The organism is Gordonia gummivorans, from assembly GCF_022513585.1.
Classification (GTDB): domain Bacteria; phylum Actinomycetota; class Actinomycetes; order Mycobacteriales; family Mycobacteriaceae; genus Gordonia.
The window spans coordinates 111,005-123,552 of record NZ_JAKWBF010000008.1 but is presented as its reverse complement, the minus strand read 5'-3'; the positions used below and the strand labels follow the sequence as shown (position 1 = coordinate 123,552).

General features: G+C 67.3%; 12 protein-coding genes. 5 read left to right on the top strand and 7 right to left on the bottom strand.

The genetic code is table 11. The features are described from left to right. Nucleotides 1-77: 77 nt before the first annotated feature. The 7 genes from MKW15_RS08470 to MKW15_RS08440 form a co-directional block, all read right to left on the bottom strand. The gene (locus MKW15_RS08470; RefSeq protein ID WP_240857157.1) at nucleotides 78-959 is read right to left on the bottom strand and encodes a 3-methyladenine DNA glycosylase; all 882 of its coding nucleotides are present in this window, start codon (nucleotides 957-959) and stop codon (nucleotides 78-80) included. Continuing rightward, on the bottom strand, nucleotides 956-2,032 hold the full coding sequence (locus tag MKW15_RS08465; protein ID WP_240857156.1) for a hemolysin family protein: 1,077 nt from the start codon (nucleotides 2,030-2,032) through the stop codon (nucleotides 956-958). The genes MKW15_RS08470 and MKW15_RS08465 overlap by 4 nt, the downstream gene beginning before the upstream one ends. Beyond that, the gene (locus tag MKW15_RS08460; protein WP_240857155.1) at nucleotides 2,025-3,455 is read right to left on the bottom strand and encodes a hemolysin family protein; all 1,431 of its coding nucleotides are present in this window, start codon (nucleotides 3,453-3,455) and stop codon (nucleotides 2,025-2,027) included. The genes MKW15_RS08465 and MKW15_RS08460 overlap by 8 nt, the downstream gene beginning before the upstream one ends. A gap of 5 nt (nucleotides 3,456-3,460) precedes the next feature. Then, nucleotides 3,461-4,894 carry a GMP reductase gene (guaB1, locus tag MKW15_RS08455; protein WP_240857154.1) on the bottom strand — a complete coding sequence of 478 codons (1,434 nt, stop codon included), beginning with the start codon at nucleotides 4,892-4,894 and terminating at the stop codon, nucleotides 3,461-3,463. A gap of 19 nt (nucleotides 4,895-4,913) precedes the next feature. After that, nucleotides 4,914-6,371, bottom strand: a complete 1,458-nt coding sequence (gene gndA / locus MKW15_RS08450; RefSeq protein ID WP_240857153.1) for an NADP-dependent phosphogluconate dehydrogenase — start codon at nucleotides 6,369-6,371, stop codon at nucleotides 4,914-4,916. 179 nt (nucleotides 6,372-6,550) lie between these two features. Then, a complete protein-coding gene (locus MKW15_RS08445; RefSeq protein WP_240857152.1) occupies nucleotides 6,551-7,501 on the bottom strand; it encodes a M56 family metallopeptidase in 951 nt (316 codons plus the stop codon). 42 nt (nucleotides 7,502-7,543) lie between these two features. Next, nucleotides 7,544-7,942, bottom strand: coding sequence for a BlaI/MecI/CopY family transcriptional regulator (locus tag MKW15_RS08440; protein WP_240857151.1), 399 nt, complete (start codon nucleotides 7,940-7,942; stop codon nucleotides 7,544-7,546). A gap of 346 nt (nucleotides 7,943-8,288) precedes the next feature. On the opposite strand from MKW15_RS08440, the gene MKW15_RS08435 reads away from it, so the two are divergent. The 5 genes from MKW15_RS08435 (at nucleotide 8,289) to MKW15_RS08415 (ending at nucleotide 12,539) form a co-directional block, all read left to right on the top strand. After that, nucleotides 8,289-8,717 carry a PaaI family thioesterase gene (locus tag MKW15_RS08435; RefSeq protein WP_240857150.1) on the top strand — a complete coding sequence of 143 codons (429 nt, stop codon included), beginning with the start codon at nucleotides 8,289-8,291 and terminating at the stop codon, nucleotides 8,715-8,717. After that, nucleotides 8,714-9,982, top strand: a complete 1,269-nt coding sequence (locus tag MKW15_RS08430) for an HpcH/HpaI aldolase/citrate lyase family protein (RefSeq protein WP_240857149.1) — start codon at nucleotides 8,714-8,716, stop codon at nucleotides 9,980-9,982. Before MKW15_RS08435 ends, MKW15_RS08430 begins: the two co-directional genes overlap by 4 nt. Nucleotides 9,983-10,126: 144 nt before the next feature. After that, the gene (locus MKW15_RS08425; RefSeq protein WP_240857148.1) at nucleotides 10,127-10,429 is read left to right on the top strand and encodes an urease subunit gamma; all 303 of its coding nucleotides are present in this window, start codon (nucleotides 10,127-10,129) and stop codon (nucleotides 10,427-10,429) included. 48 nt (nucleotides 10,430-10,477) lie between these two features. After that, complete coding sequence (locus tag MKW15_RS08420; RefSeq protein WP_240857147.1) at nucleotides 10,478-10,819, top strand: urease subunit beta; 342 nt, start codon at nucleotides 10,478-10,480, stop codon at nucleotides 10,817-10,819. A gap of 1 nt (nucleotide 10,820) precedes the next feature. After that, nucleotides 10,821-12,539, top strand: a complete 1,719-nt coding sequence (locus MKW15_RS08415; RefSeq protein WP_240857146.1) for an urease subunit alpha — start codon at nucleotides 10,821-10,823, stop codon at nucleotides 12,537-12,539. Nucleotides 12,540-12,548: the final 9 nt, after the last annotated feature.

The window sequence follows — 12,548 nt, the reverse complement described above, 5'->3', positions numbered from 1 at the left end:
GCCTCGGTCCGGGCGAGGAGTATCGGTGTATTCGATCGTAACCATGCTACTCGTCGGTAACGGGCGTCTTCACCTGGCTAACCGGTTAGGTGACCTGCTACACGCTCTCCGAGCAGAGCACGTCCGCGTTCGACGACAGCGGCCCGAACCACCGCGCCCCGCTCGGCGATCGCGGTCTGCTCGCGGGCATAGGCAGCCCGACCCTCGGGTGTTTCGATCGCGACCGGCGGGTAGCCGAACTCACGCAGGTCGTACGGGCTCGCTCGCATGTCGAGTTCGCGGGCCGACAACGCGACCTCGAACGCATCGAGGGTCAGTTCCGAAGGCAGAAATGGAGTCATCGTGAGGCACGCCCGATAGAGGTCCATCGTGGCGTGCAGGCATCCCGGCTGTTCGTGTGTGGCCTGCGTGTCTCGAGACAGCGGCGCCGCGTTGCGGGGTCGGGCGTCGTCGGTGAAGAACCGGAACGCGTCGAAATGGGTGCAGCGCAGTGGCATCGACTCGACCACCGAATCGGTGCCGGCACTGCCGAGCCGAAGCGGGACGGCGTGCCGGGTGGCGTCGGTTCGGTAGACCATCGCCCACTCGTGCAGGCCGAAGCACCCGAAACGGGGGGATCGGCCCGCCGTGACCGCCAAGAGTTCGACGGTTGCGCGGATCTTCTCCGACCGTCGGACGAGGTGGTCGGGATCGGCGGTGACGCCACCATCCACCCGGTGGTAGCCGCGCAACGCCAGGTACTCGTCGGCGTCGCACAGCACGGTGTCGAGGCCGGGATGCCACCGCTGGACGTGCGCCGGACGCGACGAATAGTAGGTGAACAGAAAATCGAGCACGGGATGCTTGACCCCGCTGCGCCGCGCACGCAAGTACGGCCCGACGAGCCGCTCGACGCGGTCGGCGTAAGCGTCACGACGAGCGTGCCACTGAGCGGGCGTGAGGATGGCCGGGGCGTTCACACGCGATGCGTCTCGTCCCGAACGGTCCCGACGAATTCCTCCACGAGGTCGGCGAGCGCGACGACACCGATGGTGCGCCCACTCTCGTCGACGACCGCGCCGAGGTGCGAACTCGTCCGCCGCAGTGCTCCGGTGGCCTCGTCGAGCGGGGTGGTCGACGAGATCACCGGCAGCGGTCGGATCTTGTCGACACCGATGATCGTCTCCGGTCCGATGCGCTCGTCGAGGATGTCGTCGAGCACGTCCTTGAGATGGAGATACCCGGTGAAGGTGCCGTCGGAACCGCGCACCGGGAATCGGGAGAACCCGGTGTCGCCGACCGCCTTCTCGATCGACCCCAGGGTCGGTCCGGTACCGCCGGTCGCGGCATCGCGTTCGATCTCGACGCTGCGCATCTTGTCGAGCGGGATCATCACCTCGGCCACCGCGCGGCTCACCGAGCTGAGTGCACGGGTGAGCCGTTCGTGTTCCTCGGCGTCGATGAGTCCCTCTTCTTCGGACTCGCTGAGCATCTGGGCGAGTTCGCCGGTCGAGACGGTGGCGTCGAGTTCGTCCTTCGGCTCGACGCGCATCAGCCGCAGCGAGGAATTGGCCAGCCAGTTGTAGAACCCGATGAGCGGACGCATGATCCGGATGAACCCGAGATGCGGCGGAACCAGCCACATCGCTGCGGTTTCGGGTCCAGCGAGCGCGATGTTCTTGGGCACCATCTCCCCGAGCAGGATGTGCAGCACCACCACCAACGACAACGCGATGGTGAACGCGATGGGATGCAGCAGCGCGGTGGGCACGTGGGCGAGATGCAACGGCTTCTCGATGAGGTGTGCGACCGCAGGCTCGGCGACCCGGCCGAGCAGGATCGAGCAGATCGTGATGCCGAGTTGCGCACCGGCCAACATCAGTGACAGGTGTTCACCGGCACGAATGACGGTGCGAGCGCGCGTCTTCCCGCTCTCCTCGAGCGCCTCGAGGCGGTCGCGCCGGGCCGAGATCAGCGAGAACTCGGCGCCGACGAAAAACGCGTTACCCGCGAGCAGCGCGACCGCGAGCAGGACACCCCACACGTCACCCATCGGCACTCACCCCTAGCTGGGCCGGTGCGGAGACCTCGACTGCTGATTCGCCATCCGAGATGGGCTGCAATGAGACGACGTCGACCCGCCGTCCGTCCATCTGCCGGACGGTCGCCCGCCACCGGGTGACAGGTCCGTCGGGAAGGTCGTCCTCATCGTCGTCGTGATCGTCGACACCGGCCGTGCGGTCAGGGAGTTCGACCGTGTCGCCGGCCTCCGGGATCCGGCCGAGTACGAACATCACGAGACCGCCGAGCGTGTCGTAGGGGCCGTCAGGAGCGTGATACCCGACCGCGTCTGCTACTTCGTCTATCCGGAGCAGGCCCGCGCAGAGATACCCCTCACCCTCGACCTGGACGTCGGCTCGTTCGTCGTCGTGCTCGTCGGTGACGTCGCCGACGATCTCCTCGATCAGGTCTTCGGTCGTCACGATGCCTGCCGTACCGCCGTACTCGTCGATGACCACACACAGCTCCATGCCGTCGGCGCGGATCTGTTCCATCAGCGAATCACCGTCGAGGCTTGTCGGTACCCGTGGCACCGGGCGGGCGATCGAAGCGACCTGTGTGGTCGCCTGCTCTTCGGGCGCGACGGTGAATGCCTGCTTGATGTGGACGACGCCGACCAGATCGTCGAGGTTCCCGTCGATGACCACCGGGAACCGGGAATGACCGGTCCGGGACGCCGCGACGACGAGGTCGCGCACGTTGTCTGCCTGGTCGAGGCAGACAACGGTGACCCGCGGCGTCATCAGGTCCTCGGCAGTGAGTTCGCCGAACCGCAACGAACGGTCGACGAGTGTCGCCGTGTCGGCGTCGATGGCGCCGGCGCGTGCCGAGTTGCGAACGAGCGACACCAGTTCCTGTGGGGATCGTGCCGAGCGCAATTCCTCGGCCGGCTCGACGCCGAGACGCCGGACCAGCCAGTTCGCGGACCCGTTCAACCCGTTGATGGCCCAGCGGAAGGCTGCCGAGAACAAGGTCATCGGTCCGGCTGTGTACCGGGCCACCGCGAGTGGTTTGGCGATCGCGAGGTTCTTCGGGATCAGTTCGCCGAGCACCATCGACAGCGAGGTCGCGATGATCAAGGCGAGTGCCAGCGCGATACCCGCCGCCACCGAGGGTCCCAGACCTGCGGACTCGAGTGCCGGCGTGAACAGCGTCGCGAGCACCGGTTCGGCGATGTAGCCGGTGATCAGGGTGGTGATGGTGATGCCGAGTTGGGCACCCGACAGTTGAAACGACAGGCTCCGATGCGCCCGGTCCACCATGCGTGACCGGCGGTCACCGCGGGTGGCCACATCGTCGGAGATGGTCGATCGCTCCAGCGCGGTCAGCGAGAACTCGGCCGCCACGAACAGTGCCGTTCCGAGTGTGAGCGCAACAAAGCCCACCAGGCCGGCGACGTAGAGAACGATGTCCATGGGACTCACCAGCCGCCCGGCAGAGGGCGTCCTTCGGCGAACCCGGCAGCGGATTGCACCCCGAGGACGACCTTGTCGTGCAGTTCGACGAGGTTGTGTGCGCCTGCGTAGGTGGCGGCGCTGCGCACGCCCGAGCAGATGTGATCGATGAGATCTTCGACGCTGGGGCGTTCCGGGTCGACGCGGATTCGGGAACTCGAGATGCCCTCCTCGAACAGGGCCTTGCGTTCCCGGTCATAGGCGCTGTCGTTGGCGGATCGAGCCGCGACCGCCCGCTTGGACGCCATGCCGAAACTGACCTTGTAGAGACCGTCGGCGTCGCGTTGCAGTTCGCCGGGCGACTCGAACGTCCCGGCAAACCACGACCCGACCATGACGTTCGACGCTCCGGCGGCCAGCGCGAGTGCCACGTCGCGCGGATGTCGGATACCGCCGTCGGCCCATACGTGGGCCCCGTGATCCTTTGCCGCACCGGCACATTCGGCCACGGCTGAGAATTGCGGCCGACCCACTCCGGTCATCATCCGCGTCGTGCACATTGCACCGGGCCCGACCCCGACCTTCACGATCGAGGCACCGGCCTTGATGAGGTCCGCCGTGCCCTCTGCCGACACCACATTGCCCGCCGCTATCGGAACGCCGAGATCGGCGGCGGCGATCGCGTCCAGGGCGGCGAGCATCTTCTCCTGGTGGCCGTGCGCGGTGTCCACCACCAACAGATCGGCCCCGGCGTCGACGAGTGCTCGAGCCCGGCCCGCAACGTCACCGTTGATGCCCACGGCCGCCGCGATCCGCAGCCGTCCGTGAGTGTCGACATTGGGGCGGTAGATCCCGTGTCGTAGCGCACCGACCCGGGTGAGCACTCCGGCGAGTGTGCCGTCCGGATGGACCAGCACCGCCAGGCCGAGATGCAGGTCGCCGAGTGCGTCGTACACCTCACGGCCCGGGGTGTCCACCGGCAATGTCACCATCGTCGGATCCAGCACGTCGCGCACCCGGGTGAACCGGTCGATGCCGGCGCACGCCTGTTCGGTGACGATGCCGATCGGTGTGCGCTCTGCCACGACGACGGCCGCGCCATGGGCGCGTTTGGGCAGCAGAGCCAGCGCGTCGGACACCGAATTGTCGCCGGTGAGGACGACCGGGGTGTCGGCGACGAGGTGCCGGGACTTCACGAACGTGATCGACTCGGCCGCGGCCGCCAGCGGCAGATCCTGGGGCAGGACAACCAGACCGCCGCGCCGCGCAACGGTCTCGGCCATTCGCTTGCCGGCGACCGCGGTCATGTTCGCGACCACCAGCGGGACCGTCGTCCCGGTGCCGTCGGACGTCGAGATGTCCACGTCGAAGCGTGAGGTGACATCCGACCGGTTGGGCACGATGAACAGGTCGTCGTAGGTGAGGTCGTGGGTGGGCGCGTGGCCGGAGAGGAAACGCACGATCAGGTGTGACCCGCCGTCATTCGGATACTTCCGACCGGTCGCCGCTCCACAGCGTGTGGAAGGTGCCCGGCTTGTCGACACGCTGGTAGGTGTGTGCGCCGAAATAGTCGCGCAGCCCCTGGGTGAGGGCGGCCGGGAGGCGTTCGCTGCGCAATCCGTCGTAGTAGGAGAGCGACGACGCGAACGCGGGCACCGGGATTCCGAGGGTGGTGGCCGTCGCAACCACCCGGCGCCAGCTGTCGATGCCGGCCTCGACCGCATCGCGGAAGTACGGCGCGAGCAGCAGGCTCGGCAGGTCGGGGTCCTCGGCGTAGGCCTCCCGGATGCGGTTGAGGAACTGGGCACGGATGATGCAGCCGCCGCGCCAGATCGTGGCGAGTGACCCGCGGTCCACGTCCCAGCCGTATTCGGCACTGCCGGCCGCGATCTGGTCGAAGCCCTGTGCGTAGGCGACCACCTTGGACGCGTAGAGCGCCGCCTTGATGTCGTCGACGAACGCGGCACTGTCGGTCGGGGTGCCGCCGAGATCACCTGCGGCCAGACCGCGTGCGGCCTCGCGCTGAGCTGTCGAGCTCGACAGCGCACGAGCGAACACCGCCTCCGCGATTCCCGTCGTCGGGATGCCGAGGTCGAGTGCGGACTTGACGGTCCATCGGCCGGTGCCCTTCTGGCCGGCCGCGTCGACGATGACGTCGACGAGCGGCTTGCCGGTCTCAGCGTCGACCTGGCTGAGCACCTCGGCGGTGATCTCCACGAGGTAACTCTCGAGCTCGGTGGTGTTCCACTGCCGGAACACCTCGGCGATCTCCGTCACGGGCAGGTCCAATGCTTTGCGCATCAGGTCGTAGGCCTCGCCGATCAGCTGCATGTCGGCGTACTCGATGCCGTTGTGCACCATCTTGACGAAGTGGCCGCTGCCGTCGGGGCCGATGTGGGTACAGCACGGTTCACCGTCGACGTGCGCGGAGATCTCCTCGAGCAGCGGGCCGAGCGACTTGTACGATTCGGCCGGGCCGCCAGGCATGATCGACGGGCCGTTGAGGGCGCCTTCCTCACCACCGGAAATGCCGGCCCCGACGAAGTGCAGTCCCCGCTCGGCGAGTGCGGCTTCGCGACGGATGGTGTCGGTGTAGAGCGAGTTGCCGCCGTCGATGATCACATCGCCGGGTTCCATCACGTCGGCGAGTTCCTCGATGACGGCGTCGGTCGGCGCGCCTGCCTTGACCATGATGAGGGCGCGGCGCGGCCGTTCGAGTGCCGCGACGAACTCGGCCATTGTCTCGGTGCGGACGAAATCGCCGTCGCCGCCATGGTTTTCGATGAGCGCATCGGTCTTGGCGATGCTCCGGTTGTGTAGGGCCACGGTGTACCCGTGACGGGCGAAATTCCGCGCGATGTTCGAACCCATGACGGCCAGTCCGGTGACGCCGATCTGGGCCCGGGCAGACGATGACGATGACTCGACGTTGTTCATGGGCTCAAGCCTATTGCCTCGGCCCGACACGCGGCCTACTGAGTCCCGGTGAGGCCTGGGATTGTGGAGCCGGGTGGTGCCCGTCCTGCGGCTGACTGAGTCCCGGTGAGGCCTGGGATTGTGGAGCCGGGTGGTGCCCGTCCTGCGGCTGACCTGCGAGCCTCGACGCCTCCGCCCTGTCAGGCGGCGGACAGCAAGCGGGTGAGTTCGGTGAGCCAGGGGATGGCGACCGCGAGCGTCGGGACCACCAGAATCGAGGCGGCAACGCAGTAGGCGAGCACTGCCACTGCGCGCGCGGGCCGGTCGTCGGCGAGCCGGTGCACCCGAGCCAGCGTCGTCGGACCACCCACGGCCATGGCGCCGCGGGGAGCAACGGCGTCGGCACAGGCGACGAGAGCTCGACCTAGCGTGGTGGGGGTGGTTGCCCGGACCGCCTGGTCGTCGGCCAGCGCCTCGACGAGCAATTGCACTGCTCCGAGCGCCGAGCTGCTGCGCACGAACCGCGGGAATGCCTCGTGAAGTGCGATGAACGCTTCCAGGACCAGGTCGTGACGGGCGCGCAGATGTGCGCGTTCGTGCGCGATCACCGCGACGAGTTCATCACGGGTGAGTCGGTGCACCACACCCTCGGAGATGACGACGCGTTGACGCAAACCCGGCAGGCAGTAGGCGAGTGGCTGCTCAACGTCGATCATCCGGACGTCGCGGGCGTGCAGCGGATCGGATGCGTCACGTCGATCGCAGCGATCGAGGATGTCGATGAGTTGGCGGTGGGAGGCACGCCGAGCTCGCGTGCGCAGGCCGACACGAATTGTGGTGAACGCCAGTCGCGCCCCGATGAGCAGGGTCAGTGCGAACACACCGACGTATACCGCCCACAGCGGCAGACCGATCCGCTCGATCTCGTGCAGCGGATGTGTCGTCGGGGTGCCGTCCGGGCCGGGTGCGAGCAGATTCGCCGCAATCGCCAGACCACAACTGAATGCCGACAAGACGGCGGCCAGCGCGATCGCCTGCCATAGCGTCATCGCCGCACGTGGTGCGCGGACCGGCCACTTGGCGCGCGAGAGCGCCTCAGGGGCAGGGCCGACCAGCACCAAGGTGAGGATGCCGAAAAGCAGGGCGGTCATCTGGCGGTCCTAGCGGTGGGCTGTTGAGGTACTGGGAAAAATCTAGCCGTTTTCCGGAGCTCCGCGTGCGGCTTCGAGTTCATCGAGCGCATGGCGGAGCGCGGCGGCCTCATCGGCGCCGACGCGACCGACGAACGACACCAGGGCGGCGTGGCGGGATCCAGGAGCATCGGCTTCGCTCAACGCGTCGACCATGAGGCTGGCGACGAGGTCCTCGCGCGGATGGGTCGGGACGTACTTGTGGGCCCGGTCGTCACGGATCTGGGTGACCAGATTCTTCTTCGCAAGGCGCTGCAGCACCGTCATGACGGTGGTGTACGCCAGCGAGCGATCGCGCGACAGCGTGGCATGCACCTGACGCACGGTTTGCGGTGTGGAACTCGCCCACAACGTGTCCATGACGGCACGCTCCAGATCGCCCAAGCCATTCATCCTTCGCATTTTACTGTCGTATCTCCTACTCGCCGCATTCGCGGTCAAATCCGGTGCCTGACGTGGGTGTCGGGACCGATCTCGACTCGCCTTCCGAACCGCCCTTGACAGTATTGGTAAGGCTACCCTACATTAAGAGTCACGTCGGACCGCGCGAGTGTCCTGAGGGCTGCAGAGACCCCCGGTCCACGCCACGGTAGGCCCCACGTTTCATCCGAAACGTGGGGCCTACCGGTTTCTTGAGGCCGTTTTCCATGGTCGGGAACTCAACGTCGGAGCCGGCATGGACGTTCCCCGCTCATTCACGTTCTCGGCCCTTTCACGTTCTCGACACAGTCGTGACAGGGTTGGACTCATGACAGTGGATACAGAGAAAGCCGTGCGGGAGTCGATCGGTCGCGGCCTCGATGCCGTTTTGGGCCTGACGCCGGTCGAGGTCGGCGCCGACGGGATTCACGCGACGCTCGAGATCACCGAAGCGCACCACCAGCCCTTCGGGATCGTCCACGGCGGCGTCTACTGTGCGGTCGCCGAGAGTGTCGCGAGCATGAGCGGGTACTTCTGGTTGCAGGAAGCCGGGATCGGCGGCACCGCAGTCGGGGTGAACAACAACACGGACTTCCTCCGGTCGATCAGCTCCGGTGTCGTCACCGCACGTTCGGCACCGATCCATCGTGGCCGCCGCCAGCAGTTGTGGGCTGTCGAGATGACCGATGAGCGTGACCGGCTGCTGGCTCGCAGCCAGGTTCGTCTGCAGAACATCGAGCTGCCCTCCGAGGGATGACCGGGGTGAGTGAACCGCGACCAGACGCCCATCGAGGGCTGCGCGCGGACACCCGATCGGCGGTCGAGACGATCCTCAACGATGTCGACGCCGACCTCGATCGCCTTTTCCCCGGCGACGACGCGGTCTCTCAACCGATCCACACGGTGTATGTGTCTGCCGCCGACGCCGAGGCCGGCACCCCCGCCACGTGGGGTGTCGAGGCACTGGCGATCGCCGACGCCGCCGCGGCCTCCCTCGGCGGTCTCGCCACGGCCGAGGTGATCGACCTCGCTCGCGCGCGACTGCGGTCCAACCCGATCGTCGATCTGCGCATCGACCTCGAGGACGGATACGGCCGACGACCCGACGCCGTCGAGGATGCCGACGCACGGCGTGCCGGCGAGACGCTGGCCGCCTGGGTCGCCGACCGCCCACACACGCCCCGGGTCGCGGGGATCCGCGCGAAGGGCCTCGGCGCGCTAGAACGTGCGCGTGGGATCAGGACCCTGGAACTGGTGCTCGACGCCGCGGGAGGGGTTCCGGACGGTTTCGTCTTCACAGTGCCCAAGCTGCGCGACGTCCGTCAGGTGGACGCCGTCAACCTGATCTGCGCGGATCTCGAACGCGTCCACGGGATTTCCGATGGCACGCTCCGTTACGAGCTTCAGGTGGAGATCCCGCAGGCGGTGCTCGGTGCCGACGGTCGGGCGACAGTCGCCGAGGCGATTCATCGGGGCCGGCCCCGAATCAGCGGCGTGCATTACGGCACCTACGATTACAGCGCCGCGTGCGGCATCGTCTCCGCGCAGCAGTCGCTGGCCCATCCTGCAGCCGACCACGCGAAGTCCGTGATGCAGGTTGCCGCGGCGCAGACCGGGGTGTGGGTGAGTGACGGCTCCACCCAAGTGGTCCCGGTGGGCGACCCCGATCAGGTCGCCGCGGCGCTGTCGCGCCACCACGCGCTGGTCACCAGGTCGCTGGAGCGGGGTTTCTACCAAGGCTGGGACATGCACCCGGGCCACCTGATCACCAGATGGATGGCGGTGATCGGCTTCTTCCGCACTGCGATGCCGACGGCCGCGGCACGGCTCCAGGCCTATTTCGAACGCAGTTCGGGCGAGGTGATGGACGAGCCGGCAACCGCGATGTCGCTTGCCCTCGTCGTCGGCCGGGGAGTGGCTGCCGGAGCCTTCACCCCCGATGAGGTCGCCGCGATCGCGCCGTTGTGCACTCCGGCGCGTCTCGCTGAACTGCGGTCGCAGGGTGGCGCCCTCGCCGACTGACTCGCATGCACGTCCGCCGGGATTCGGGCCGAACCGCTCACCGAGCCATGACGCCGACTCCGTGGCAGGATGACTCCATTGCCCACCTCTGCCACCGCGGAGTGCGGGCCGACGCAGTGTCCGGCGGGAACAGGAGAGATATCGGTGCGACTGTCGCCGCATGAACAGGAACGTCTGCTGATCTCGTATGCGGCGGAACTGGCCCGACGACGACAAGGTCGGGGCCTCAAGCTGAACCATCCTGAGTCAGTCGCGATCATCACCGACCACGTCCTGGAAGGGGCGCGAGATGGCCGGTCGGTGGCCGAGCTGATGAGTTCCGGACGCGAGGTCCTGCGCCGCGAGGACGTCTTGGACGGAGTGCCGGAGATGCTGCACGACGTGCAGGTCGAGGCGACATTCCCGGATGGCACCAAGCTGGTCACCGTGCACAACCCGATCGACTGACCGTCGACGTCGACACATGCGAGGCAACACCGAGGCGAGGAGGCGTTGATGGCGGGATCGCAACCGGCGGAGAGGATTTCATCCGTGATACCCGGCGAGGTGATCGCTGCACCCGGCACGATCGAGCTCAACGAGGGTGCACAGGGCGTCACCCTCGCGGTGGTCAACACCGGCGATCGGCCGGTCCAGGTGGGCAGCCACGTTCATTTTCCGCAGGCCAACGCGGCGCTCGACTTCGACCGCGCCGCGGCTCGGGGTTGTCGGCTCGACATCCCGGCGGGCACGGCGGTGCGCTTCGAGCCCGGCATCGAGATGACCGTCACGGTCGTACCGCTCGGTGGTACCCGAGAGGTCCACGGGATCTCGCTCGACCCACCGGGAAGGATCTGACGTGGCGACACTCGACCGCGGGCGGTATGCACAGTTGTTCGGCCCGACGACGGGCGACCGTATTCGCCTCGCCGACACCGATCTGCTGATCGAGGTCACCGAGGACCGCAGCGGCGGACCGGGCCGGGCCGGCGAGGAGGCGGTCTTCGGCGGCGGCAAGGTGATCCGGGAATCGATGGGGCAGAGCCGGGCCACCCGCGCCGACGGCGCCCCCGACACCGTCATCACCGGCGTCGTGATCCTCGACCACTGGGGAATTATCAAGGCGGACTTGGGTATTCGTGACGGACGCATCGTCGCGATGGGTAAGGCCGGCAACCCCGACACCATGGACGGGATTCATCCAGACCTGGTGATCGGACCGTCCACCGAGATCATCGCGGGCAACGGCAAGATCATCACCGCCGGCGGGATCGACTGCCATGTCCACTTCATCTGTCCGCAGATCATGGACGAGGCACTCGGCAACGGGATCACCACGCTCATCGGCGGCGGCACCGGACCCGCCGAGGGCAGCAAGGCGACCACAGTGACCCCGGGTGCGTGGCACCTGAGTTCGATCCTCGCCGCGACCGACGGTTGGCCGATGAACATCGCGTTGCTGGGTAAGGGCAACACGGTGAGCGCGGAGGCGATGCACGAGCAGATCAGGGCCGGCGCATCGGGTTTCAAACTTCACGAGGACTGGGGGAGTACCCCGGCAGCGATCGACGCCTGTCTGCGGGTGGCCGACGAGACCGGGGTCCAGGTCGCGCTGCACTCGGACACGTTGAACGAGGCGGGGTTCGTCGAGCAGACGCTCGGCGCGATCGCGGGGCGTTCGATTCACGCGTATCACACCGAGGGTGCCGGTGGCGGTCACGCGCCCGACATCATGACTGTCGCCGCTTACCCCAACGTGCTGCCCAGTTCCACCAATCCGACCCGGCCGCACACCGTCAACACGCTCGACGAGCACCTCGACATGCTCATGGTGTGTCACCACCTCAATCCGACCGTGCCGGAGGATCTTGCGTTCGCGGAGAGCCGGATTCGACCGTCGACCATCGCCGCCGAGGACTTGCTGCACGACCTCGGGGCCATCTCGATGATCGGCTCGGACGCACAGGCGATGGGGCGGATCGGTGAGGTCGTGTTGCGTACCTGGCAGACCGCCCACGTGATGAAGCGCAAACGCGGTTCCTTGGCCGGCGACGGCGCGGCCGACAACACCCGCGCTCAGCGGTACGTGGCGAAGTACACGATCTGTCCGGCGATCGCGCACGGGTTCGACGACGAGATCGGGTCGGTCGAGGTCGGGAAACTCGCCGACCTGGTGCTCTGGGATCCCGCGTTCTTCGGCGTGCGTCCGGACGTGGTGATCAAGGGCGGCGCGATTGCGTGGGCGGCGATGGGCGACGCCAACGCCTCGATCCCGACACCGCAACCCGTCTTTCCCCGTCCCATGTACGGGGCGGCGCCCAAGGTCGCCGCGGCCACCTCGGTCAGCTTCGTCGCACCGGGATGCGACGACGACCTCGCCGGCCGAATCGGCCTCGACCGTCGGCTCGTCGCGGTGAAGAACACCCGCTCGACCGGCAAGGCGGACATGCCGAACAACGATGCGTGCCCGACCATCGAAATCGACCCCGACACCTTCACCGTGCGCGTCGACGGCGAGGTGTGGGAATCCGAACCGGTCTCCGAATTGCCCATGGCCCAACGGTATTTCCTCTTCTGAGTCCCGATC

Bases quoted from the DNA above. Each gene is read 5' to 3' on its own strand.
- MKW15_RS08460 (WP_240857155.1), bottom strand. From the start codon at position 3,455: ATGGACATCGTTCTCTACGTCGCCGGCCTGGTGGGCTTTGTTGCGCTC.
- MKW15_RS08420 (WP_240857147.1), top strand. From the start codon at position 10,478: ATGGCGGGATCGCAACCGGCGGAGAGGATTTCATCCGTGATACCCGGC.
- gndA (WP_240857153.1), bottom strand. From the start codon at position 6,371: ATGAACAACGTCGAGTCATCGTCATCGTCTGCCCGGGCCCAGATCGGC.
- MKW15_RS08465 (WP_240857156.1), bottom strand. From the start codon at position 2,032: ATGGGTGACGTGTGGGGTGTCCTGCTCGCGGTCGCGCTGCTCGCGGGT.
- MKW15_RS08430 (WP_240857149.1), top strand. From the start codon at position 8,714: ATGACCGGGGTGAGTGAACCGCGACCAGACGCCCATCGAGGGCTGCGC.
- MKW15_RS08440 (WP_240857151.1), bottom strand. From the start codon at position 7,942: ATGCGAAGGATGAATGGCTTGGGCGATCTGGAGCGTGCCGTCATGGAC.
- MKW15_RS08445 (WP_240857152.1), bottom strand. From the start codon at position 7,501: ATGACCGCCCTGCTTTTCGGCATCCTCACCTTGGTGCTGGTCGGCCCT.
- MKW15_RS08435 (WP_240857150.1), top strand. From the start codon at position 8,289: ATGACAGTGGATACAGAGAAAGCCGTGCGGGAGTCGATCGGTCGCGGC.